Consider the following 24,198-nt stretch of genomic DNA (forward strand, 5'->3'; position numbering starts at 1 on the left):
CTTAAACCACCGGATGACGCTGGTGCCACGCTGAGCCTGACTGGAAAGCGGCGCCGGCACGGATCAGTGTTGCCTCGGCCAGGCGGCCGGCAACAAGCTGGATGCCGATCGGCATGCCTTCTGCGCTGAAGCCGCCGGGCAGGGTCAGGGTCGGATGGCCGGACATGTCGAACGGACTGGTATATCGCTGCAACGCGGCGATGAGCTCCGGCTGCTCGCCCAGGGTTTTGATCTTCGCCAGCGTGAGGGGCGCGAACGGTTGAACCGGCGTCAGCAACAGATCGATGGCGCCAAATATCGCGTCCACACGGCCACGGAACGCCATGCGCCGCAAGAGGATGTGCTGGAATTCGATTGCGGAAATCGCGCGTCCCGCGTCGATCACCGAGGCCAGGATCGGGCCATATTGTTCCTTGTGCGCCGGATAGGTCGCCTGATGCGCCACGGCGGCTTCCACCGCGCAATTGGGCACCCAATCGGCAACGACCTGGCGCACATCGGGAAACTGTACCTCGACGATCCGGGCGCCGAGCTCGGAAAATGCCGCGCTCGCATTCGCCAGCACGGCCTGTGTGCCGGCATCGACGCCGTCGCCGTTCCACGCCCGGTCGATGCCGATGCGCAGCCCGCTCAAGCTTGCGTCGCCGGGGCACTGGTAATCGGGGACGGGATCGCGCAGGGACGTCGGGTCTTGCGGGTCGCCGCCGGCTATCGCACCGAGCAGCGTTCCGGCATCGCGCGCGCTGCGGGCAATGGTGCCCACATGATCCAGCGAGGCCGCGAGTTCGACGACGCCGTAGCGGCTGACCCGGCCCCAGCTTGGCTTCAGGCCTGTCACGCCGTTCGCCGCGGACGGCCAGCGGATGGAGCCGCCGGTATCGGACGCCAGCGCCCCGTAGCACAGTCCAGCGGCCGTCGCGGCCGCCGAACCGCTCGACGAGATGCCCGTCCAGTAATCGGGATTCCATGGATTCCGTGGCGGAGTGATGGACGGATGGTAGTCGGAGTACGCGCCTTCCGTCAGTTGTGTCTTGCCCAACAGGACGGCGCCGCCATCCCTTAGGCGCCGTACCACGGTGGCATCGCGATCCGCGACGCTGCGCCCGATGGTCATGCCGGCCCCGGTACGGACGCCTTCAATCTGGCAAAGATCCTTGACCGCGATGGGCACGCCATGCAGTGGTCCGCGCACCTTCCCTGCGGCGATCTCGGCGTCCGCCGCGTCGGCCTGCATGAATGCGGTATCGGCCATCAGCAAGGCATAGCTGTGCAATTCGCCGTCCAGCAAAGCGATGCGATCAAATTGGGCGCGCGTCACCTCCCTCGACGAGATGATGCGTTTGCGTATCAATGCCGCGATCTCGGTGAGTTCAAGGTAATGCAGGTCGGTGCTAGTGGGCACGTTCATTCCTTCAGTTAATTAGGTGGTTCGGTTGGAATTAGAATATATAATCTATCACCTGAACGATAAGCTGGATTGCCATGAAGGACAAACCAGAATTTCTTCATCTTTTTGATTAGAAAAACTAAATGAAAAATCCACGACTGCCACCGTTGAACGCGTTGCGGGCGTTCGAGGCAGCGGCCCGCCACCTGTCCGTGAAGAGTGCCGCCGAAGAACTATGCGTGACGCCCGGCGCGGTCAGCCAGATGCTTAAGGTCCTGGAGGCGCATCTCGGTATCAAGCTGTTTGAGCGTATCAACCGGGGCATCGTCTTGACGCCGGCGGGCCGGGACTACCTGCCGCCGGTGCGCAACGCTTTCCGCCAGATCGCCGACGCGTCGAGACGCCTGTCCGCCGCTGTGGACACGGGGGCGCTGACCATCAGCGTGACCCCGTTTTTCGCTGCGTCCTGGCTGATTCCACGCCTGGGCTCGTTTCACGATGCGCATCCCGATATCGACCTGCAGATCGTGACCAGCAATGCGCTGGCCGACTTCGCGCGCGGCGGCGTCGATCTCGCCGTGCGCCACGGCGCCGGCCGATATGCCGGCCTCGACAGCCATCTCGTGGTCTCGGTGCAAATGGTGCCGGTGGCCGCGCTGTCGCTGGTGACCCGCCTGGGCCCGCCAGTTTCGGCAGCCGCGTTGACGCGCTGGCCGCTGATCCATGATGCCGATCGAAAAGGCTGGAGCCTGTGGTTCCAGGCACAGGGGATCGACGAAAGTAGTGCGCCGCGCGGGCCGTCGTTTGACGATTCCGGTTTGCTGCATAGGGCCGTGCTGGCGGGCCAGGGTGTCGGGCTGCTTCCTGCGGCGATGGTCGAGCCCGATATCGCCGAGGGACGCCTGGCGATGCTTGCCGAACCTATCCAGATGGAAACCTTTGCCTATTATCTGGTCTATCCGGAAGCAAATCATGATCGTCCCGGAGTCGCCGCGTTCAGGGATTGGATCCTGGCGGGCGTGGATTGAATGCAGAGCAATTGCTCGGTTTCAAGGTTTTAATTAGTATTTCCCCTCTAGCGCCCGCACTTCTAAATTGATTTATAAATGTAGTATGCTGCTGGCCTTCCTGCACCAAGCCCGGCTATTGACGGTCTGGCATGCTGCGGGCCCTCAGAAAATATAAATCGAGACCGACACATGCAACCCAAATACCTCACCCTGATCATCGCCGCCGCCCTGGGCGCCACCTCCTTCGGCGCCCACGCGTCTGGCTACCGTTTCGGCTCGCAGAGCGTGGCGGGCCAGGGCACGGCCGACGCCAACGGCGCGGAAGCCGTCGATGCCTCGACCATCTTCTACAACCCGGCCGGCCTGTCGCGCCTGGACGGCACGCAGATCAGCGCCGGCGCCACCGTGGTCGTGCCGCACTCGACCTACAACGACACCGGCTCGACCCATTTCACCGGCCAGCCGACCGGCGGCAGCGCCGCCAAGGACTACGCGCCTGACGCCGTCACCGCGCCGTCGCTGTACATCAGCAAGAAACTGAACCAGCAGTGGGCCGTCGGCCTGGGCCTGTACGTGCCTTACGGCGCCAAGCTGGACTACGGCAACACCTGGAACGGCCGCTACGCGCTGTCCAACATCAAGCTGGAAGCGATTAACCTGAACCCGTCGGTCGCGTTCAAGCTGAACGAACACCACGCCTTCGGCTTCGGCATCGATGCGGAATTCATGAAGGCCGAGCTGGGCCAGGCGGTGGACGTGCCGGGTTCGATCGCCGCACTGTCGAGCGGCGCGGGCGCGGCCCAGGGCGCGCTACTGATCAAGCAGATCGCCGCGCTGGGCGGCAATCCCGCGCTGCTGCGCACCGCCGGCGACGCCCACGGTTCGAACGACGGCCAGGACTGGGGCTGGGGCTTCAACCTGGGCTATATGTTCACGCTGGACCAGAACACCCGCTTCGGCCTGGCATACCGCTCGTCGATCTCGCACCAGCTGCGCGGCAGCACCGTGTGGGACTTCTCGCAAGTGACCACCGACCCGATCGTCAACCAGGTGCTGGCCGCCGCGTCGCACAAGGTCAACTCGGCCGCGCTGGTGACCCTGCGCACGCCGGAAACCCTGTCGGCCAATGTGTTCCACCAGTTCGATTCCAAGTGGGCCGGCATGGCGGACGTGACCTTCACCCGCAACAACCGCATGGGCGACCTGGACATCCAGTTCCCGGGCACCACCGAAGGCAACGAAGTGATCCGCCAGCAGTGGCAGAACACGGTGCGCGTTTCGCTGGGCGGCAACTATGCCTACAACGACAACCTGACCCTGCGCGCCGGCGTGGCGTATGACGAATCGCCGGTCAAGAACGCCGAACTGACCCACCCGGCGCTGCCGGACAGCGACCGCATGCAGTATTCGATCGGCGCCAACTGGAAGCTGAGCCCGCGTTCGTCGATCGATTTCGCGTACAGCTTCCTGGATTTCAAGGACGCCAGGATCAACTACACCAACAACTGCAATCCGCTGGCCACCGGCTGCACCGGCAACGGCGAAACCACCCGTGGCCTGTACCAGACCCACTTGTCGCTGGTCGGTATCTCCTACAACTACAAGTTCTGATTCAGGACAACGTAGCGTAAAGGGCCTTCGGGCCCTTTTTTTTCGCCCTTACTGGTTGGTGGTGGGCGGCGGGTTGGAGGCGGGCGGCGTCGTGCCGTTCTGGGCTGGCGGCGTGGTGGGTGTGGCCGGCGGCGTGGTCGCGTCAGGCGGTGTGGCGGCCGGCGCCGGCGTGGTGGCCGGCGTGGTGGTTTCCGGCGTCACCGGCTGGTCCGCCGGACGCTTGTTGCAGCCGCCCAGCAGGGCTACGGCCACCGCCGCGCCCAGCACGGCCTTGATGAGATTGAGGGAAGTCATCATTCTTTCCTTTCCGTTAAAGGGAGAAAATTAGACAACGCCGCCGGGCCGGCGGTTCCCTCGACTTTCGATCAGGCGGCTTTGCGTTCGCTGTCGATGGAGAACTCGGCGTCGTTGTCGAAGACGGCGAGGTCGGTCTCGCCCAGCACGCGGCTGGTGACGGCGCCGGCGGTGATCGAGCCGCTGACGTTGAGCGCGGTGCGGCCCATGTCGATCAGCGGTTCGATCGAGATCAGCAGGCCGGCCAGCGCCACCGGCAAATTCATCGACGACAGCACGATCAGCGCGGCAAAGGTGGCGCCGCCGCCGACCCCGGCCACGCCCACCGAACCGATGGTGATGATGGCCAGCAGCGGGGCGATGAAACCGAGGGTGAACGGATCGACGCCGACGGTCGGCGCGATCATCACCGCCAGCATGGCCGGGTAGATGCCGGCGCAGCCGTTCTGGCCGATGGTGGCGCCGAACGAGGCGGCGAAGTTGGCGATGCCTTCCGAGGTGCCGAGGCGCTGGGTCTGGGTCTGCACGCTCATCGGGATGGCGCCGGCGCTGCTGCGCGAGGTGAAGGCGAAGGTCAGCACCGGCAGGATTTTCCTGACGTAGCGTACCGGGTTGAGGCCGACGCCGGAGACGATCAGCAGGTGCACCAGGAACATCAGGATCAGCGCGCTGTACGAGGCCAGCACGAAGTCGATCAGGTGCAGGATGTCGGTGTAGCTGGAGGTCGACACCACCTGCGCCATCAGCGCGAACACGCCGTACGGCGTCAGGCGCAGCACCAGCGTGACGATGCGCATGACGATGGCGTGCGCGACCTGGATGAAGCGCTCGAAGGCGGCGAAGATGTCCGGCTTCTTGCCGTGGATGCCGGTGGCGGCGATGCCGATGAACACCGAGAAGATCACCACCGCGATGGTCGAGGTCTTGCGCGCGCCGGTCAGGTCGAGGAAGGGATTGGCCGGGATGAAGCTGAGCAGCATGCCCGGCAGCGAGATCGCCTGCGCGGTCTCGACCTTGCCCTGCAGGTAGACGCCGCGCGCGATGTCGGCGGCGGAGGCGGTCAGGCCGACCGCGCTCAACTGGAATACCTTGGCCATCAGGATGCCGAGGCCGGCCGCGATCAGGGTGGTGGCCATCAGGGTGCCGATGGTCAGCGCGCTGATCTTGCCCAGCGAATTGATGCCCTTCAGCTTGAGGATGGCGGAAATGATGGACACCATAATCAGCGGCATGACGATCATCTGCAGCAGCTTGACGTAGCCGGAGCCGGCGATGTCGAGGTAGTCGCCGGTGGTTTTCAGTTCCGCCGCGCCGGCGCCGTAGATCGCTTGCAGCGCGGCGCCCAGCACCACGCCCAGCCCCATGCCGGTGAACACCCGCACCGAAAAGGACGCATGCCTGCGCTGCTGCGTGTACAGCACCCCCAGCAGTACCAGCGCCGCCAGCAGGTTGAGAATGATATGGATCGCCATTGCTTGCCCTTTGCTTCGAATGAATAGTCATGCATGGTCACGCATCGACAGAGTTTGTCGCTGTAACTTGTAACCGATCGGTCATTTTATATGCGATCGCATATATCATGGCCGTGAAAATGCCCGTTTTTACGAATATTTGGCTATATAACTATGCGGTTTTCATATATGGATCATCAGATGTTTGTTTTGAGCAATTAGTTAAACTACATATATTTCTTGGCGTACAATCTCTTCGCTGGTTCCGTATTCACCTGTTCAGGAGTACTCGTATGGCAATCGCAAACATGAAAGTGGGCACCCGGCTCAGCCTGGGTTTTGGCCTGGTCCTGGCGTTGTTGCTGATGGTCGCGCTGCTTGGCGTGTTCAACATGAGCACTATTCATGCCAAGCTCGACCGTATCGTGAACGAAAATGTCGTCAAGATTGAGATGGTGGGGACGATGTCCGAATCGGTGCATATCGTCGCCCGCGTGGCGCGCACGGTGGTGCTGCTGAGCGACGAGGCGCTCATCCGCACGGAAATGGCCAAGGCCGAGCAAGCGCGCGCCGCCTACGACAAGTCGGTCGGCGCGCTGGGCGGGATGGCGTCCACGTCCAAGGGCCTGGCGATCCGCGAGCGCATTGCCGCATTGGCGCGGGAAGCGCGGCCGCTGAACAATAAAGTGTTCGAGCTGGCGCTGGGCAACCAGGATGCCGAAGCGACCGAGGTGTTGATGAAGCAGGCCGGTCCGTCCACCCAGAAGTGGCAGGAGGCGATGGATGACTACGCGGCCCTGCAGAAGGACAATAACCAGGCCGACGTCGACGCCGCCACCGGCGCCTATGAACGCGCCCGCGCGCTGATGCTGCTGCTGAGCGGCATGGCCATCGCGGTGGGCGTGGTGGCGGCCGTGCTGATCGCGCGCACCTTGCTGCGCCAGCTGGGCGGCGAGCCGGACTACGCGGCCGAAGTCGCCGCCCGCATCGCCGCCGGCGATCTGACCGTGGCCGTCGAAACCCGCGGCAACGACTCCAGCAGCATGCTGCACGCGATGAAGCTGATGCGCGAGGCGCTGGCCAGGATCGTCGGCGAGGTGCGGAACGGCACCGAAACCATCGCCTCGGCCTCGGCCCAGATCGCCAGCGGCAACCAGGACTTGTCGTCGCGCACCGAACAGCAGGCCAGCTCGCTGGAGGAAACCGCGTCGTCGATGGAGGAGCTGACCAGCGCGGTGCGCCAGAACAACGACCACGCGCGCCAGGCCAACCAGCTGGCGCAATCCGCCTCGGCGGTGGCGCAGCAGGGCGGGGCGGTGGTGTCGCAGGTGGTCGATACCATGGGCGCGATCAACGATTCGTCGCGCAAGATCGTCGACATCATCGCGGTGATCGACGGCATCGCGTTCCAGACCAACATCCTGGCGCTGAACGCGGCGGTGGAGGCGGCGCGCGCCGGCGAGCAGGGGCGCGGCTTCGCGGTGGTCGCCACCGAGGTGCGCAACCTGGCGCAGCGCTCGGCCTCGGCGGCCAAGGAAATCAAGGAGTTGATCGGCGACTCGGTGGAGAAGGTGGGCATCGGCAGCAAGCTGGTCGAGCAGGCCGGCCAGACCATGAGCGAGGTGGTGGCCAGCGTGCAGCGCGTGACCGACATCATGGCCGATATTTCATCGGCCGGCGACGAGCAGAGCGCCGGCATCGAACAGATCAACCAGGCCGTCAGCGAGATGGACACGGTGACGCAGCAGAACGCCGCGCTGGTGGAAGAGGCCGCGGCGGCGGCCGAGGCCATGCAGAACCAAGCGGCCAGCCTGGAGCGCGTGGTCAGCGTGTTCCGGCTGGACGCCGGTTCCAAGTACCTGACAGCCTCTTCTGTTTCGCTTATATAATCGCGGTACGTTTAATTCATGGAAGCGATGCGATGAAATCACTGCTGGTCCTGATGTTAGTGTCGAGCGCCGCACTGGCCGATGATGGCGGCATGCTGCGCTGCCGCCAGTTGACCGACGGCCCTGCCCGTTTGTCCTGCTACGACGCGATTCCGTTGGGCGCGCCGGCCGCTGTCGCAGCCGCGCCGGCGGCGCCCACTAGGGCCGACCTGGAGCAGCGTTTTGGCCGGGAACAATTGCCGCAGGCCGGCAGGCTTGATGTGATCGAGAGTACGATCATCGGCCAATTCGACGGCTGGGTACCCAATCAGCGCATCCGCCTGGCGAACGGCCAGATCTGGACGATTTCCGACGACAGCAGCGAAGAAACGCTGACTATCCTGAACAATCCGAAAGTGAAAGTCGAGCGGGGCGCCATGGGGGCGTTTTACATGGACATCGATGGCACCCGCACGGCGCCGAAAGTCAGGCGCGCTAAATAAGCGCCCGGTCCGCGCGCAGCCAGATATCGAAGCGGGTCCGGCCGTCGCCGGTGGCGGCCAGCCGGTAGGCAAAGCCGTGCCGGTTCAACACTTCGCGCACGAACAGCAGGCCGATGCCCTGGCCGCCTTTCTTGGTGGTGAAGAAGGGCGTGAACAGCTGGCGCGCCGGCACGTCGCCCAGCAGGTTGCCGCTGTCGATCACCGACAGCCGCACGCCCTCGGCCTCCCGCGCCAAGACAAACTCGATCCGCCGGTCGCCGGCGGCGCCGGCTTCCACCGCTTCCATCGCATTCTTCACCACGTTCAGCAGCGCCTGTTCCATCAGGTGGCGGTCCAGCGGGATCGCGGCGATGTCGTCGCAGTGCCCCCAGCCGATGTGGATGCCGCGGCTGCGGCAGGGCTCGCGGTACAGGTAGAGGATGTCGTCCATGATGTCGCGCACGGCGTTGGGACGCAGTTCCGGCGCCGGCATCTTGACCACGCGCGTGAAGCGCTCGATGAATTCGCCCAGGCTGACATTGCGGCGCTTGACGGCGACGATGGCGGTGCTGAAGTCTTCGCTGTCGCGCTCGGCCAGTTGGCCGCTGTAGTACAGCAGCGAGTCCAGCACCGAGCCGGTGGCGGCCACGGTGTTGTTGACCTCGTGCGCCAGTACGCGGATCAGCTTGTCGTAGGTGGCTTTCTCCGAGCTTTCCAGTTCCGCCGTCAATTCCTCGACCAGCAGGAAATGGCGCGGGAAGCCGCGATCGTAGAAGTGGCCGCGCTGGCCCCGGTAGCGGCGGCCGTCGGCGTCGGTCAGCAGCTGGCTCTCGCCCAGCGGCAGCGCGTCCAGCTGGGACAGCAGGTTCAGGCCGGGCCTGGCGTCAGCGTCCTGCTGGCAGTCGGCCAGCTGCTTGCCTTTCGCCTGCGCCAGCCCGGGCAGCGCCTGCGCGCTGGCGTTGAGCAGGCTGATGCGGCCGTCGAAGTCGAACACGATGACGGCGCTGGGCGTGGCTTCCAGCAGCCGGTCGAGAAAGCCTTGCTGCTCGCCGATCTGCAGGCGCTCCTGGTACAGCGCGCCCAGCATGGTGTTGAACAGCTGCACCAGCTCGTTGAGTTCGGCGTCGCCGCTTTGCTGCAGGCGGGCCGCGTAGTGCTGGTCCTGCAGCAGGTCGTGGAAGTGGCGCGTGTAGCCCAGCGGCTCCAGCGCGCGGCGGATCAGGCGCAGGCCGAGCACCAGGCTCAGCACCACCACCGTCTCCAGCGCCAGCATCACGCCCGGTGCCGTGCGGAACAGCAGCACGGTGATGCCGAGGAACAGCAGATGCGCCGCGATCAGGTAGGCGTACAAGCGCCGCCGCAGGCTCATGGACGCCGGCCGCCCATGCGGGCGCCGCCGGCCGCGTGGCCGAGGTTGCCGTCGCCGCCGTCGCCGTCGGCTGTGCCGAGGCCGTGACGTTCCAGGCGGCGGTACAGCGCGGTGCGGCTCAGTCCCAGCGCCTTGGCCACGCGCGAGATATTGCCCTGATGCTGCTCCAGCGCATGCGCGATCATATGCCGCTCGACCTGTTCCAGCGTCATGCCGTCGACGCCGAGTCGCTGGCCCGGCATGCCGAGCGCGCCGCCATGCTCGTGCTGCTCGGCGGCGATGAAGTCGGCCTGCCGCAATTCAGTCCTGCCGACCAGCAGCAGGGTGCGCTCCAGCGTTTGCTTGAGCTGGCGGATATTGCCCGGCCACGCTTGCGCGCTCAGCCACTCCAGCGCCTGCGGCGCGATGGTGGCCGGTTCCAGCCCATAGCTGGCCGAGACCTCGCCGATGATGTGCCGCGCCAGCAGCGGAATATCGCTGCGCCGCTCGCGCAGCGGCGGCAGGCGTATCGTGATCAGGTTGAGGCGGTAGAACAGGTCCTCGCGGAACTCGCCGCTGGCCACCAGCGCGGCCAGCTCGCGGTTGGTGGCCGACACCACCCGGAAATCCGCACGCTCGCCGCGGCTGGCGCCGACCGGCTGGTAGGACTGGTCCTGCAGCACGCGCAGCAGCTTGACCTGGTCGGCGCGGTTCAGTTCGCCGATCTCGTCGAGGAACAGCGTGCCCTCGTGGGCGCAGGCGACATGGCCCTTGCGGTCGGCCTTGGCGTCGGTGAAGGCGCCGCGCACGTGGCCGAACATTTCGCTCTCGAACAGCGACGGCGTGATCGCGCCCATGTTGATCTTGACGATGGGGCGTGCCGCGCGCGGGCTGTTGCGGTGGATCGCGTCGGCGATCAGCTCCTTGCCGCAGCCGCTTTCGCCGAGGATCAGCACCGGCGCCCGCGTGGCAGCGACCTGGCCGATGGTGGACAGCACCTTGAGCAGGCGCGGATGCTCGCCGACGATGCCGCTAAAATCGAACTGTAGGTCCAGCGCCTGGCGCGACACGCGGGCGGCCGACGGCGGCGCGGCCGTCTCCAGCGTGGCGTGGATCAGCGCCGCCAGCTGCGTGTTGTCCCAGGGCTTGGTGAAAAAGTTGGCGGCGCCGGCCTGCACGCCGCGCACCGCCAGCGCGATCGAGCCCCAGGCCGTCATCAGCAGCACCGGCAGGGCGGGCTGCGCCTGCTTGATGTGGCAGAGCAGCCGCATGCCTTCCTCGCCGCTGGTGTGCAGCGAGAAGTTCATGTCCTGCAAAACGAGGTCGACCGGCTGTTGCGCCAGCAGCGCCAAGGCCTGGCCCGGATCGTCACAGCACAGCGGCTCGAAGCCGGACTGCTTGAGCAGCAGGGCCAGCGATACCTGGACCGCGCTGTCGTCGTCGACGATCAGGATGCGTTGCTTACGGGATGATTCCATTGATTCGGGCGGGCCTATTCATAATGCAGTGCTTGTGTCGGACTGAGGCGCGCGGCACGCCAGCCGGGGTAGAGCGAACACAGCAAGGATAGCAGATAGATCACACTTGCCGATAGCGCCGCCGACGCCAAAAACACCGGCCAGTTCAGGCTGTCGCCGAACACGCCGGTCAGCGGCAGCTGCACCAGCAGCACCATCGCCACGGCGATCGCGCCGGTGCTGAGCAGCAGCTGCTCGGCGATGATCTGGCGGTAGATGCCGCCGGCGTCGGCGCCCAGCGCGCGGCGCAGGCCGATTTCCGGGATGCGCTGCGTGGTGTTTTGCCACAGCACGCCGAACAGGCCGAAGGCGACCATCACCAGCAGGAAGGCGGCGATCACCGACAAGATCATCAGCGGCAGCATCTGCATGGTCAGCATCGACTTGCGCGCTTCACCGAGCGGAGCGATGACATACGACCATTCGTTGTGCAGCTGTTTCAGACGCGCGTTGAGCTTGCTCTCGAAGGTGCGCGGCGTGCCCGGCCTGAGCTTGAGCACGATGGTCATCGCCGGATTCTTGCCGACGCCGGGGATGAAGCGCGGCAGCATGAAGTTCACCGGATCCATGTATTCGCCGTGCGAGCGGAAGTGCTCGACCACCGCGCTGACGCGGTAGCGCTGCGGCTTGTCCTTGGCTTCGGCGTCGATGAACACCTGGCCCACGGCCGGCTTGCCCGGGAACAGCTTGTCGGCCAGGAGCCGGTTGATGACGGTCGGCGCGGCGTCGGCGGCGTCGTCGGCGGTGGAGAACCAGCGGCCCTCGGCCGGCGTCATGTCCATGGCGGCGAAGAAATCGTCGCTGACCGCCAGACCGTGGCTTTCCGTCTTTTTGCTGCCGTCCGGCAGCGCATAGTCGGCGGTCCAGCGCGACATTTCATATGGACTGAACGAGGTGAAGGCGACTTTCTCCACTTCCGGCAAAGCCAGCAGGCCGCGCTTCAGGCTGTCGTACATGGCGGCGTCGTTGGCGATGTCGCCGTTGCCGCTGCGGATGCTGACGGACCACTGGTCGCGCCAGGCAAAGCCGGTCGGCATTTGGTAGAGCTGGTAGTTGCGCATGGCAAAGGCGGCGATGCCGAACACGATCAGGAAGGCCAGCAGGATCTCCAGGCTCAGCATCGTGTTCCTGGATTTGCGTTTCCAGATCAGCTTTAACAAGTGGCGCAGCATTATGCGTTTCCTTTCAATGCGTGGACGGGGTCGAGCCGGGACATTTTCCAGGCCGGGATGGCGCCCGACAGCACGCCGAACACCAGCGTGATCAGCAGGCCGTAGCCGAACACGGCGAGATTGAGGTGGACCTTCAGGTAGGGGATCAGGCCCGAGCCCTCCAGCCACCACAGCACGCCGGCCGCGCCGGCCAGGCCCAGCACGCCGCCCGCCAGGCACAGCAGCACGTTTTCCAGCACCAGCTGCGCCACCAGCTGGCGGCTGGTGGCGCCGAAAGCCTTGCGCACGCCGATCTCGCTGCTGCGCTCCATGATGCGCCCGACATTCAGGTTGATCAGGTTCAGCGCCGGCAGCGTCATGAACAGCAACATCAGCGCCACGATGACGGCCAGCAGCTTGCCGGCGCCGGCCTCTTCGGTCTCGTTGCTGAGCAAGGTGCGGGCGAATAGTTCCAGCTTGGAGTCGCCCCACATGCGCGTGACGTTGAACATAGCCGGGTCGTCATACTGGACCGTCTTGGCGATGCGCAGGATCTCCTGCTTGATGGCGGGCAGGTCTTCGGCCTTGCGTGCCAGGATCATGGCCATGTAGGGACCGAACAGGGCGTTCCTGTAGTCGCTGGACGGCTGGCTGGTGACCGGCACCCAGATGTCGGAGAACGCGTTCACGTGCATCTCATCCTCGACCACGCCGATGACGCGGAAGACCTGGCCGCCGGCGCTGAATTTCTGGTCCAGGAAAGCTTGGCCGGGAAACAGCTTGCGCGCCGTGGACTGGTTCAGCACCGCGACCATGCTGCCCTGGGCGACGTCGTCTGCATTGAACAGGCGGCCGGACACGAGCTTGAAGTCGAGGATTTTCCAGTACTCGGCATCGGTCTGGCGCATCATCACGTCGCTGACCTGGCCTTCCTGGTAGACCGATACCGATTGCGGGAAGGTGGCGGCCGATACCGCCTCCGCGCCCTTGATCGGCCGCAGGTACTTGTCGATCAGCTTGTAGCCCAGCGTGCCCCTGCGCTTGCCGCCCTTGCCGGTGTGGCTGGACTGGATCATGATCATTTGCACGAAGCGCTCGCTCTTGCCCTCGACGCCGCTGGGGGTGAAGGTGTTTTGCAGCAGCGCTGTGACCACCATCAGCACCACCAGCGTCAGCACGATGCACAGCAGGTTGATCGCGGTGAACAGCTTGCGGCGCATGAAGACCTTCCAGGCCGTCAGCAGATAATTTCTGAACATGCGGCCTCCTTAGGCGACCAGCTGGCCGTCGAACACGCGCACGATGCGGCCGGCCATCCGGGCTTCCTGCTCGTTGTGGGTGACCATGACGACGGTGGTGCCTTCGCTGTGCAGCTTGAGCAGGATGTCCATCACTTCCTGGCCCATCTTGCTGTCCAGGTTGCCGGTCGGTTCGTCGGCCAGTAATACCTGCGGCTGGCCGACGATGGCGCGGGCGATCGCCACGCGCTGCTGCTGGCCGCCGGACAGCTGGTTCGGGTAGTGGTCCATGCGCGCGCCCAGGCCGACTTTTTCCAGCGCCTCGCGCGCCAGCCGCTGGCGCTTCTTGGCCGAGATATTCCGGTACAGCAGCGGCAGCTCGACGTTGTCGATCACGCGCAGGTCGTTGATCAGGTGGAAGCTCTGGAAGATGAAGCCGAAGGTCTGGTTGCGCAGCTTGGCCACATGCTTGTCCTTGTACGACGCCACCGGCGTGCCGGCCACATGGATGGCGCCGCTGCCGGGACGGTCGAGCAGGCCGATCAGGTTGAGCAGCGTGCTCTTGCCGCAGCCGCTGGGGCCCATGATGCAGACGAATTCCGATTTCTCGACATGCAGGTCGATGTCCTTCAGGGCCAGGGTTTCGACCTTGTCGGTCTGGTAGGTCTTGCTGACTTTGTGCAGGCGGATCATGTGGGCTTCCTTTGGTTGTCGGGCGTTATTCAGCGACGCGAACGCTGTCGCGTTCCTTGTAGCTGCTGGTATTGGAAATGATGAGGCGGTCGCCGGCGCGGGCGCCGGACAGGATTTCGACGGACTTGCCATCGCTGGCGCCGATGTCGAGCGTGGTCTTGCGGGCGACGCCGCCGCGCACCACGAACACGTCCTGCGGGCCGCGGCCGTTGAAGGCGGGGCCGTAGTCGGCCAGCAGGGTGTTTTTCTTTTGCTCGGTGAGGATGTTCACTTCGACGCGCAGCTTGTTGCGCAGCATCGGGTGGCTGGGCTGGGCCAGCGTGACCAGCAGCTTGACGGTGCCGTTCTGGATTTCCGGCAGCACGGTCTGCACCTCGCCGTCCAGCTTGACGTTGCCTTGCTCGACCAGCACCTTCTGGCCGGCGCTCAGCGCGCGGGCGTGGAAGTCGGACAGCGAGGCTTCGACCTTGTAGTTGTTCAGCTCGGAGACCTTGGCGACCAGCTGGCCGGTGGCGACGCTGGCGCCTTCGTCGGCCAGCAGCCAGGTCAGCATGCCGGCGAAGGGCGCGCGCACCTGGGTTTGCGCCAGCAGTTCCTGCTGTTGCAGCAGCTGCTGTTGCAGGATGTTCTTTTGCAGCCGGGCGCCCTCGATATTGCTGGAGGTGACGCGCTTGCTGTCGTCGATCTGCTCGTGCTGCTGGCGCAGCTGGATCTCGGCGCGCTTGACGTTCAGCTCGGCGGTCAGCAAGTCTTCGGCCGAGACGCCGCCGGCCTTGCGCAGCGTCTGATACCGGCCGAGCTTGACGCGGGCCGCTTCCAGGTCCAGTTCCAGCAGCTCGATGGCGCTGACCAGTTGCTTGCGTTTCTGGTCCATTTCCAAGGTCAAGGCGAGGATGCGGTTTTCCTGTTGCGCCAGCTGTTCCTTGATGCCGTCGACTGCCAGCAGGATGGTGCGGTTGTCCAGCTCCAGCAGCAGTTCGCCGGCCGGTACTTGCTGCCCGAGCTTGGCGTGGACCTTGGCGACGCGGGTCTGGATCGGGCTGGACACGAGTTCCTCATGGACCGGGATGACGATGCCGGAGGCGTTGATGGTGTTGGCGATATTGCCGACGCGGACTTCGGCCAGCATCACGCTGGCGGCATCGACGCTGGGCGCGACGGCGCGGTTGAGGCCCCAGGCGGCGACGCACAGCGTGGCGAGCAGGGCGGCGACAGCGAGCGCGGTCTTGCGCTGGCGGCGGCGGATGATGTCGGGGTTGAGTGCTTGGTCCATGTCCCCTTTATTGCAAGCACTGTGCCATCGCTTTGATACAAGGACAAAGCCATATAAATCAAAGACCTGGCATGGATGGGCCGGGCCACGCCGCATTCCGCATTGCCCGTCTCCGCCCGCCACCGTCCGGAAACGGACACCCTTCAGATTAGCGGAGGCGCTTGCTCATGCTGGTGTAGGCAAATGGTTGGCCGTCGATGCGGAACATGTCGGCGGCCTCGCCGGTTTTCTGGAAGCCGGTGTGCTCGTAGAGCTTGATCGCGGGCGTGTTCACGGACAGCACCTGCAAGTCTATCCACGCAAATCCCGCTTCGACAGCCCATTGCGCGGCATGCGCGATCAGGCGGCCACCAAGCCCGGCTTTGCGGTGGCGGCGATCCACGCCCATCCCCAGCAGGCAGCGATGCGCCGCGTAGCGTTCCGCATGGGCGCGCAAATCGATGTGGCCCGCGATCGCACCATCCGCATCGCGCGCCACCCACGCCCGCCGCCATCCCGCATGGCCCACTGCCGCTTGCATCCCGGTCTTGAACGCCGCCGCCTTGTCCGCCGGAAAGCGCGATTCGTCGCGCGACAGCGGCTGGAAATATGCCGTCTCTCCGCGTCCGTTGTCCGACAGGTGATCGTTCAGGTAGGCGAGGAAGGCGGCGAAGCCGGCGTCTTCCAGTTGTTCTATATGGATCATTTTTTCAATGTGGAAATTTACCAACGGATGATTTATATCAATGTGTTACGGTAATGTCCAGAGCACCTTCACCACGGAGGATTCATGCGTATAAAAAACAGGGGACTGGCGCTGCTGCTGGGCGTTTCGACGCTGGCCGGCGCCGCTGAACAAGACGAGATTGTTACCGACCGGCCGGATTTTGTCGAATCGAGCAACGTCGTCGGCAAAGGCCGCTTCCAGATCGAAACCAGCATCGCGCAAGAGCGCAACAAGGCCGACGGCTTTAAAGACAGAACCTGGTCCACGCCCACCTTGCTGCGCTTCGGACTCAGCGATACGCTGGAATTCCGCATCGAAACCGACGGCCGCATGCGCGCCATCTCGGACAACCTCGCCACCGGCGCCCGCAGCACCGAGAACGGCTATGCGGACGTCTCGCTGGGCGTCAAATGGCATATGGCCGACGAGAACGGCATGCGCCCCTCGCTGGGCGTCCTGGCGCACGCCGACCTGGATACCGGCTCCAGCCAGTTCCGCGCGCCCGGCAAGGGCGGCTCGCTGCGCCTTGCCGCCGAATGGGAATTGCCCGACGAGTTCTCGCTGGGCGTAATGCCGGGCCTGGCGTGGCAGCGCAACGACGATGGCGAGCGCTACACCAGCGCCATCTTCGGCATCGTGCTGGGCAAGGGCTGGACCGACCGCTTCCGCACCTTCGTCGAATACTCGGCGCCGCAGATCGCCCGTGGCCGCAACGGCGGCTCGGTCACCACCTTCGATGTCGGCGCCGCCTACCTGGTGGCCGACAATATGCAGGTCGATACCGCCGTCTCGCGCGGGCTCAACCGGAACACGCCGGACTGGAGCTGGACGGTCGGCTTTTCCATCAAGTTCTAGATAGGGGATGCCATGCATTTGACGATCAAGCGGCGCTTGCTGTTGTCCAATCTGGTCACGCTGGCGTTTGTCAGCCTGGTCGGCGTGGTCGGCTATTTCGCGGTGCATGTGCTGGATGTGTCGATGGACGCGATCAGTACCAACAGCGCGGCGATGAAGGACCAGCTGCAGGCCGACCAGGCCCACGACGCGCTGCGCGCCGATGTGCTGGCGGCGCGGCTGGCCAGCGAGAAGAACGATCCGGCCGAGGTCAAGGAAGTGCGCGCCGATACGGCCGAGCACATCGCGCTGTTCCGCCGGCTGATCAAGGAAATGGACGCGGCCAGTACCGATGACGAGGTCAAGCAGGCGATGCTGAAGGTGCGGCCGGATGTCGACCTCTACCTGAAGCGCGCCGAGGAAATGGTCGAGCTGTCGCTGACCGACAAGGATAAGGCCCAGGCCAGGTTCGCGGCCTTCATGGACAGCTTCCGTGTGCTGGAGAAAAGCATGGCGGCCTTGAGCGACCTGATCGAAAAAAATTCCGACGCCACCAAGCAGGTCGGCGATGCGGCGGTGGTCAAGTCGCGCTACCAGATCATCGGCTTCTCGCTGCTGGCGGTGGTGGTGGCGCTGGGCATCGGGCAGATGATTTCGCGCTCCATCATGCGGCCGCTGGACGAGGCGGTCGGTTTCGCCGAGCGCGTGTCGCAGGGCGACCTGTCCGGCCAGATGGCGGTCGAGGATGACGACATCACCGAAACCGGCGCGCTCAAGCGCTCGCTGCGCGATATGAACGGCAGCCTGCACAAGATCGTCAGCCAGGTGCGCAGCGGTACGGATGCGATCGCGCTGGCGTCCGGCGAGATCGCGGCCGGCAACCTGGATTTGTCGTCGCGCACCGAGGCGCAGGCCAGCTCGCTGGAGGAAACCGCATCGTCGATGGAGCAGATGACGTCGGCGGTGAAGCAGAACTCCAATAACGCGGGCGAGGCCAACAAGCTGGCCTCGTCGGCAACCGACGTGGCCGTCAAGGGCGGCGCGGTGATGACGCAGATGGTCGAGACGATGGGCGGCATCAATGACTCGTCGCGCAAGATCGTCGATATCATCGCGGTGATCGAGGGCATCGCGTTCCAGACCAATATCCTGGCCTTGAACGCGGCGGTCGAGGCGGCGCGCGCCGGCGAACAGGGGCGCGGCTTCGCGGTGGTGGCCTCGGAGGTGCGCAGCCTGGCGCAGCGCTCGGACACGGCGGCCAAGGAGGTCAAGCTGCTGATCGATGCGTCGGTGGCGCAGGTCGGCGAGGGCAGCGTGCTGGTCGGGCAGGCCGGCGGCACGATGGAGGGCATCGTCGAGAGCATCAGCCGGGTGCGCGCCATCGTCAGTGAAATCGCCAGCGCCAGCCGCGAGCAGGAGATGGGGATCGACCAGGTGAACCAGGCGATCGGCACCATCGACAGCGCGACCCAGCAAAACGCCGCGCTGGTGGAGGAGGCCGCCGCCGCCGCAGGCGCGCTGCAGGAACAGGCGGGCCGGTTGGCGGAGGCGGTCAAGATCTTCAAGCTGGGCCGCTGATGTCATTCCCGCGCGGGCGGGAATCCATGGAACGCTGCGCCGGCGCCAAACCACGCCCCTGCTCGGCAGAGCGCGCCGTTTCCAGCGCCACGTTCAAGGCCAGGATGTCGGTCTGGAAGGTACGCAAGGTTTCCCCCGTGTGGCACACATCTAAGATAGTAATGTGGTTTGTTTCATTCTGGGATCGTTTCCAATTACACTAGACCTTCTGTTCACTTTGCTAAGGTTAAGAGATACATGAATACCAATGCTTCCCGGTTGGACGTGATCGATGCGCTGCGCGGCTTCGCCATCGTCTCGATCATGCTGCTGCACAATATCGAGCACTTCGATTTCTACTTTTCCCCGACCGGCTTGCCGGCCTGGCTGCAGGCGTTGGACAAAGTCATCTGGGACACCATGTTCTTCCTGTTCGGCGGCAAGTCCTACGCGATCTTCGCGCTGCTGTTCGGGATGACCTTCTTCATCCAGCACCACAACCGGGAAGTGCAGGGCGAGGACTTCCGGCCGCGCTTTGCCTGGCGGCTGGTGCTGCTGCTGGGATTTGGCCTGGTGAATTCCATGTTTTATCACGGCGATATCTTGAGTATTTATGCCGTATTGGGATTGGCGCTGATACCGGTGGCGCGGCTGCGCAGCGGTGCGGTATTGCTGATCGCTATCGTTTTATTACTGCAACCTTTTGTCTGGCTGGAAGTGATACAGGCCCTGCCTAATCCCAATGAGAAACTGTCCGATCCCGCTTCCTGGGCTTATTTCGGCCGCGCCAATGAATATATGGGGCATGGTTCCGCATTCCAGGTCTGGTGGGGGAATCTGACCAATGGAAAGATCGGCGTGATTCGCTGGAGCTGGGAAAATGGCCGGATATTCCAGATTCCCGCATTATTCATGTTGGGGATGCTGGCCTGTAGAAAAGGCATGTTCCAGATCTCCGATGAGAATAAACAACGCTGGGCGCGCGTGCTGCTGATTGCCGTGCTGGCGTTTATTCCACTTTATTTGCTGAAGACTTATCCTGAATCGTGGAATATCGGCGAGGCCGTGCGGCGTCCGCTGCTGGTGATTATTACTTCATGGTCCAACGTGGCATTTATGGCGGTGCTGGTTTCCGGTTTCGCTTTGCTGTTTTATTCCTGGAACTGGCTGGAGGTATTCTCGCCATTGGGCCGCATGAGTTTGACCAGTTATATGGTTCAATCGGTTATTGGTACGACGATTTATTATGGCTTCGGACTGGGCATGTACCGATATACGGGCGCCAGTTTCGCGTTGGCCATCGGCATCGTGCTGGCGCTGCTGCAGCGGCAGTTCAGCGTGTGGTGGCTGCGTCGTCACAAGCAGGGACCGCTTGAAACCTTGTGGCACAGGGCGACGTGGATCGGCACACCGCGCTAGGCGTGCCAGATATTGGCGCGTATATACCAAAAATGAGCTTGCGAGGCCCGGCCGGCGGCAGTGTGAGCCGGCCGGGCTTATTCCTCTTCGGCGTCTATCCAGGCGATGCGGCCGTGGCCCGCTTCATTCAGGCGGGTAATCAGTGCTGGCGCGGCATTCTCGGCCAGGCTGAATTCGAATTGGACGTGGTCCGAATGCGAGACATTATCCAGGCTGGCGCCGGCTAATTCTATTTCACGGCGCAGCATGCCTTCCATCGCATACGGCGCGGTGCAAACAAGATGACGCAGCTTGATAATCGCGATTTTCTCGGCGGTTAATAATGCCTGCGCCACGCTGTCGGTATAAGCGCGCACCAGGCCCCCGGCGCCTAATTTAACGCCGCCAAAATAACGGACCACCGTGGCCAATACACCTTCCAGATCCTGGTGACGTAAAACATCGAGCATGGGACGGCCGGCGGTGCCACTCGGTTCGCCATCGTCGACGGCGGCGGATTGGCCTCCGGCTAATAATGCCCAGCACACGTGCGCCGCGCCCGGGTGTTGCGCCCATAATTCCGCCACGACTTTTTGCGCTGCGCTGCGGTCGGTCATCGGTTGGACGCAGGCAATAAAGCGGCTTTTTTTAATCAGCAATTCATGATGAACAGCCGAGGTTATCGTTTGGGGCATGGGAGGGATTTCGGCATGGCGGCGGTGTAAATCGCCGTATGGTGCCAGAAATCATTCGGAAAGACAAAAGGCCCAAGCGGCCGGCGCGTTATAATCCGGGCCGAGTCCACCCATCCGACATGCCATGACCAATTCCGCTCAAGCCCCTCATATTTCAGCCTCGGACGGCGATCCGGCAGAGGATGACGACCTGATGCGCGAGCTGGGGTTGACCGCTCGCGGCATCGCCCTGGCGCGGGCCGAGGGCCGGGTATTCCTGCGGGTGACCGGCGTGGTCGACTATGCCGGCCGGCGTGTGCCCTACGATCTGGTGCCGGCGCAGGGCGTGCTGGCCAAGCCGTCCAAGTGGCGCAAGATGGACCAGGGCGCGCGCGGCCAACTGCTGCGCGAGCGTGCCGGCGAAGAAATAGTGGCGGAATTGCACGGCTTTGTCAGTGCGTTCGTGCAAGAGATGGCCGATGCCTGCGACGATTGCGACCTGGATCCGGCGCCTTTCCTGCTGGGCCTGTCCGAGATGCAGATCGCCGAGCCGGCCGGCATGGTGTTCGACCGCATCCGCCAGCGCCTGGAGCATGCGGTCGAGCGCGACATGGAAGAGCAGCACGCCGAGCGCACGCGGCAAAGCATCAACCTGGCCGAGTATCCGGCCTCGTTCGAGGTGGCGCGGCGCATGAAGCGCAAGTTCATCGCGCTGCTGGGGCCGACCAATTCCGGCAAGACCCACCAGGCCATCGAAGCGCTGGCCAAGGCGCCGAGCGGCGTCTACCTGGCGCCGCTGCGCCTGCTGGCGCTGGAAAACTACGAGCGTTTGCAGGGCATGGAGCAGCGCGGCAAGCCGCTGGCCGTCAGCCTGGTGACCGGCGAGGAGCGCCGCGTGGTGCCGGGCGCGACGCACGTGGCCAGCACGGTGGAGATGCTGGATACCCGCACGCCGGTCGAGGTGGCCGTGATCGACGAGATCCAGATGCTGTCCGACCGCGACCGCGGCTCGGCCTGGACCGCCGCCGTGTGCGGCGCGCCGGCGCAGATCGTGTACCTGGTCGGGGCCCCGGAGGCGCGGCGCGCCATCGAAGTGCTGGCCGAACGCCTGGAGTGCGAGCTGGAAGTGCACGTCCTCAAGCGCAAGGGACCGCTGTCGATGGAGCCCAGCGCCGTGCGCAAGCTGAGCAATCTGCGGCGCGGCGACGCCGTGATCTGCTTCTCGCGCCGCGAGGTGCTGATGTGGCGCGACATGGTGACGGAAATGGGCCTGTCGGTGGCGACCGTGTATGGCAACCTGTCGCCGGAAGTGCGGCGCGCGCAGGCCCAGCGCTTCCGCGAAGGCGCGGCCGACGTGGTGGTCGGCACCGACGCGATCGCGATGGGCCTGAACATGCCGATCGCGCGCATCGTCATGACCACCTCGGTCAAGTACAACGGCTACGAAGAGGAAGAGATTCCTGCGGCGCTGGCGCGGCAGATCGCCGGCCGCGCCGGGCGCTTCGGCGTGCATGAGGAAGGGCTGGTGGCCGGCTACGACAACGAGACGCACAACGTCATGCGCTCGCTGCTGCGCGAAAAACCGGTGCCGCTGAAGACCACCGGCTTCGCCGTGGCGCCGACGCTGGAGCATCTGCACCGGATTTCGTCGGTGACCGGCGAACAGGGGCTGGCCAAGCTGCTGAAGCGCTTCGTGCATAACATCGACGTGCCGGACGGCTTTTTCTTCCCGCGCATCACCGAGGACCAGTTCGAGCGCGCCGCGTGGCTCGATACGCTGGAATTGACGGTGGCGGAAAAATTCGCGCTGTCGCTGGTGCCGATTTCGTCCAAGGTGCCGTCGCTGCAGAACGCCTGGGAGAAATGGGCCAAGGCGCTGGCGCACAAGACGGTCACCAACCTGAGCCCGCACCAGAGTCCGCTCAGCTATATGAATCTGCAGGAGGTCGAGGATTCCTGCCGCCTGTATTCGGCGTATGCGTGGCTGTCCTACCGCCAGCCGGAATACTTCCCCGATATCGCCAAGGCGCAGGAACTGTCGCGCGCGGCGTCCGAGCGCGTGGATTCCATCCTGCAGGACCAGAACTCGGCGGCGCGCAAGCGGCAGCCGAAGAAATTCCGCAGGTAGTTCCCGGAGGGTGAGGTATGATGGTTTTATAACCATCTTTCCAGGAGAGTGACGATGCCGGCCTCGTTGACAATTGCGAAAAATGACCAGCTGGCGTTGGACATGCTGTCCAACCTGGTGAACCGCCACGGCTGCATCACCGGCGCCACCGGCACCGGCAAGACCGTCACGCTGCAAAAGATCGCGCAGTCGCTGTCGGAGATCGGCGTGCCGGTGTTCATGGCCGACGTCAAGGGCGACCTGTCCGGCATCGCCAAGGCGGGCGCGCTGAGCGACAAGATGGCGAAGCGGCTCGATGCGCTCAAGCTGGAGGCGCCGCAATGGGCCGGCTGCCCGGTCACCTTCTGGGACGTCTACGGCCAGCAGGGCCATCCGGTACGGGCCACCGTGTCCGACCTCGGCCCGCTGCTGCTGGCGCGCATGCTGAATCTGAACGATACGCAGGAAGGCGTGCTGCAGCTGGTGTTCCGCATCGCCGACGACAACGGCCTGCTGCTGCTCGACACCAAGGACCTGCGCGCCATGCTGCAGCACGTCGGCGACAACGCCGCCGACTACAAGACCAGCTACGGCAACATCAGCGCCGCCAGCATCGGCGCCATCCAGCGCGGCCTGATCGCGATCGAGGAGCAGGGCGGCGACCAGTTCTTCGGCGAGCCCATGCTCAACATCGACGACCTGCTGCAAACCGATGCCGGCGGCAAGGGCGTGGTCAACATCCTGTGCGCCGACAAGCTGATGAACGCGCCGCGCCTGTACGCGGTGTTCCTGCTGTGGATGCTGTCGGAATTGTTTGAAAACCTGCCCGAAGTGGGCGACCTGGAAAAGCCCAAGCTGGTGTTCTTCTTCGACGAGGCGCACCTGCTGTTTGCCGAGGCGCCCAAGGCCTTGCTGCAGAAGATAGAGCAGGTGGTGCGGCTGATCCGCTCCAAGGGTGTGGGCGTGTTCTTCATCACGCAGAATCCGCTGGATATTCCGGACACGGTGCTGGGGCAGCTGGGCAACCGCGTGCAGCACGCGCTGCGCGCCTACACGCCGCGCGACCAGAAGGCGGTCAAGGCCGCCGCTGAAACCTTCCGCGCCAATCCGTCGCTGGATGTGGCGCAGGTGATCGGCGAGCTGGGCGTGGGCGAAGCGCTGGTGTCCTTCCTCGACGAGAAGGGCACGCCGCAGATCGTGCAGCGCGCCTTCATCCTGCCGCCGGGCAGCCAGCTCGGGCCGATCGACGCCAACGAGCGCAAGGCCGCGATGGCCGCGTCGGTGGTGGCTGGGGTGTATGACAAGACGGTCGACCGCGAGTCGGCGTACGAGAAATTAAACGGCCGGGTCGCCGCCGGCGCGCAGCCGGCGGACAGTGCGCCGGCCGGCCGCGAGGTGCCGGCGGCACCGCAGCAAGCGCCGGCCGAGGAGGGCGGCTCGCTGTTCGGCGACGTGCTGGGCGGTCTGTTCGGCAAGACCGGCAAGCGCGATACGGCGGTGCAGGCGATGGTCAAATCGGCGGCGCGCAGCATCGGCTCCCAGGTCGGCCGCGAGATTATTCGCGGCGTGCTGGGCTCCATCCTGAAGAAACGCTGAAGC

20 protein-coding genes are annotated in these 24,198 nt (G+C 64.5%); 9 read left to right on the forward strand and 11 right to left on the reverse strand.

Annotated features, from left to right (window positions below; all coding sequences use genetic code 11):
• Position 1: 1 nt before the first annotated feature.
• Complete coding sequence (locus ACEN9F_RS27975; RefSeq protein WP_413425473.1) at positions 2-1,402, reverse strand: amidase; 1,401 nt, start codon at positions 1,400-1,402, stop codon at positions 2-4.
• Between the two features lie 128 nt (positions 1,403-1,530).
• On the opposite strand from ACEN9F_RS27975, the gene gcvA reads away from it, so the two are divergent.
• A complete protein-coding gene (gene gcvA / locus ACEN9F_RS27980; protein WP_413425475.1) occupies positions 1,531-2,415 on the forward strand; it encodes a transcriptional regulator GcvA in 885 nt (294 codons plus the stop codon).
• 171 nt (positions 2,416-2,586) lie between these two features.
• Positions 2,587-4,008, forward strand: coding sequence for an OmpP1/FadL family transporter (locus ACEN9F_RS27985; RefSeq protein ID WP_413425477.1), 1,422 nt, complete (start codon positions 2,587-2,589; stop codon positions 4,006-4,008).
• Between the two features lie 48 nt (positions 4,009-4,056).
• Here the strand turns inward: ACEN9F_RS27985 and ACEN9F_RS27990 are convergent, their stop codons facing one another.
• Positions 4,057-4,305, reverse strand: a complete 249-nt coding sequence (locus ACEN9F_RS27990) for a hypothetical protein (protein WP_413425479.1) — start codon at positions 4,303-4,305, stop codon at positions 4,057-4,059.
• Between the two features lie 68 nt (positions 4,306-4,373).
• Positions 4,374-5,774: an L-cystine transporter gene (locus ACEN9F_RS27995; RefSeq protein WP_413425481.1), complete on the reverse strand. Its 1,401-nt coding sequence runs from the start codon at positions 5,772-5,774 to the stop codon at positions 4,374-4,376.
• 272 nt (positions 5,775-6,046) lie between these two features.
• Here ACEN9F_RS27995 and ACEN9F_RS28000 point away from each other — a divergent pair, with 272 nt between their 5' ends.
• Both ACEN9F_RS28000 and ACEN9F_RS28005 read left to right on the forward strand, forming a co-directional pair.
• The gene (locus ACEN9F_RS28000; protein ID WP_413425483.1) at positions 6,047-7,642 is read left to right on the forward strand and encodes a methyl-accepting chemotaxis protein; all 1,596 of its coding nucleotides are present in this window, start codon (positions 6,047-6,049) and stop codon (positions 7,640-7,642) included.
• A 32-nt stretch (positions 7,643-7,674) separates the two neighbouring features.
• Entirely contained in the window at positions 7,675-8,124 is a 450-nt protein-coding gene (locus ACEN9F_RS28005; protein WP_413425485.1) for a hypothetical protein, read from the forward strand.
• On the opposite strand, the gene ACEN9F_RS28010 is transcribed toward ACEN9F_RS28005, so the two are convergent.
• From ACEN9F_RS28010 to ACEN9F_RS28040, 7 genes are all read right to left on the reverse strand, one after another.
• Positions 8,117-9,472 carry a sensor histidine kinase gene (locus ACEN9F_RS28010; RefSeq protein ID WP_413425487.1) on the reverse strand — a complete coding sequence of 452 codons (1,356 nt, stop codon included), beginning with the start codon at positions 9,470-9,472 and terminating at the stop codon, positions 8,117-8,119. The genes ACEN9F_RS28005 and ACEN9F_RS28010 overlap by 8 nt on opposite strands.
• Positions 9,469-10,929, reverse strand: coding sequence for a sigma-54-dependent transcriptional regulator (locus tag ACEN9F_RS28015; RefSeq protein ID WP_413425489.1), 1,461 nt, complete (start codon positions 10,927-10,929; stop codon positions 9,469-9,471). Before ACEN9F_RS28015 ends, ACEN9F_RS28010 begins: the two co-directional genes overlap by 4 nt.
• A gap of 14 nt (positions 10,930-10,943) precedes the next feature.
• On the reverse strand, positions 10,944-12,140 hold the full coding sequence (locus ACEN9F_RS28020) for an ABC transporter permease (RefSeq protein ID WP_413425491.1): 1,197 nt from the start codon (positions 12,138-12,140) through the stop codon (positions 10,944-10,946).
• On the reverse strand, positions 12,140-13,378 hold the full coding sequence (locus tag ACEN9F_RS28025) for an ABC transporter permease (protein ID WP_413425493.1): 1,239 nt from the start codon (positions 13,376-13,378) through the stop codon (positions 12,140-12,142). The genes ACEN9F_RS28020 and ACEN9F_RS28025 overlap by 1 nt, the downstream gene beginning before the upstream one ends.
• A 9-nt stretch (positions 13,379-13,387) precedes the next feature.
• Positions 13,388-14,050 (reverse strand): ABC transporter ATP-binding protein, encoded by a 663-nt coding sequence (locus tag ACEN9F_RS28030; protein WP_413425495.1) that lies wholly within the window; start codon positions 14,048-14,050, stop codon positions 13,388-13,390.
• Between the two features lie 25 nt (positions 14,051-14,075).
• Positions 14,076-15,323: an efflux RND transporter periplasmic adaptor subunit gene (locus ACEN9F_RS28035; RefSeq protein WP_413425497.1), complete on the reverse strand. Its 1,248-nt coding sequence runs from the start codon at positions 15,321-15,323 to the stop codon at positions 14,076-14,078.
• Positions 15,324-15,471: 148 nt separating this feature from the next.
• Positions 15,472-16,008 (reverse strand): N-acetyltransferase family protein, encoded by a 537-nt coding sequence (locus ACEN9F_RS28040; protein WP_413425499.1) that lies wholly within the window; start codon positions 16,006-16,008, stop codon positions 15,472-15,474.
• Positions 16,009-16,092: 84 nt separating this feature from the next.
• Here ACEN9F_RS28040 and ACEN9F_RS28045 point away from each other — a divergent pair, with 84 nt between their 5' ends.
• From ACEN9F_RS28045 to ACEN9F_RS28055, 3 genes are all read left to right on the forward strand, one after another.
• Positions 16,093-16,884, forward strand: coding sequence for a transporter (locus tag ACEN9F_RS28045; protein ID WP_413425501.1), 792 nt, complete (start codon positions 16,093-16,095; stop codon positions 16,882-16,884).
• 12 nt (positions 16,885-16,896) lie between these two features.
• Positions 16,897-18,441, forward strand: a complete 1,545-nt coding sequence (locus ACEN9F_RS28050; RefSeq protein ID WP_413425503.1) for a methyl-accepting chemotaxis protein — start codon at positions 16,897-16,899, stop codon at positions 18,439-18,441.
• A 237-nt stretch (positions 18,442-18,678) separates the two neighbouring features.
• Positions 18,679-19,839: a DUF418 domain-containing protein gene (locus tag ACEN9F_RS28055; RefSeq protein WP_413425505.1), complete on the forward strand. Its 1,161-nt coding sequence runs from the start codon at positions 18,679-18,681 to the stop codon at positions 19,837-19,839.
• 77 nt (positions 19,840-19,916) lie between these two features.
• On the opposite strand, the gene ACEN9F_RS28060 is transcribed toward ACEN9F_RS28055, so the two are convergent.
• Positions 19,917-20,513 (reverse strand): IMPACT family protein, encoded by a 597-nt coding sequence (locus ACEN9F_RS28060; RefSeq protein ID WP_413425507.1) that lies wholly within the window; start codon positions 20,511-20,513, stop codon positions 19,917-19,919.
• 124 nt (positions 20,514-20,637) lie between these two features.
• Between ACEN9F_RS28060 and ACEN9F_RS28065 the strand changes: the two genes are divergently transcribed.
• Entirely contained in the window at positions 20,638-22,620 is a 1,983-nt protein-coding gene (locus ACEN9F_RS28065) for a helicase-related protein (RefSeq protein ID WP_413425509.1), read from the forward strand.
• Between the two features lie 54 nt (positions 22,621-22,674).
• Positions 22,675-24,195, forward strand: a complete 1,521-nt coding sequence (locus ACEN9F_RS28070; protein WP_413425511.1) for a helicase HerA-like C-terminal domain-containing protein — start codon at positions 22,675-22,677, stop codon at positions 24,193-24,195.
• Positions 24,196-24,198: the final 3 nt, after the last annotated feature.

Origin of the sequence: Duganella sp. CT11-25 (assembly GCF_047302815.1) — a bacterium.
Taxonomy (GTDB): Bacteria; Pseudomonadota; Gammaproteobacteria; order Burkholderiales; family Burkholderiaceae_D; genus Rugamonas.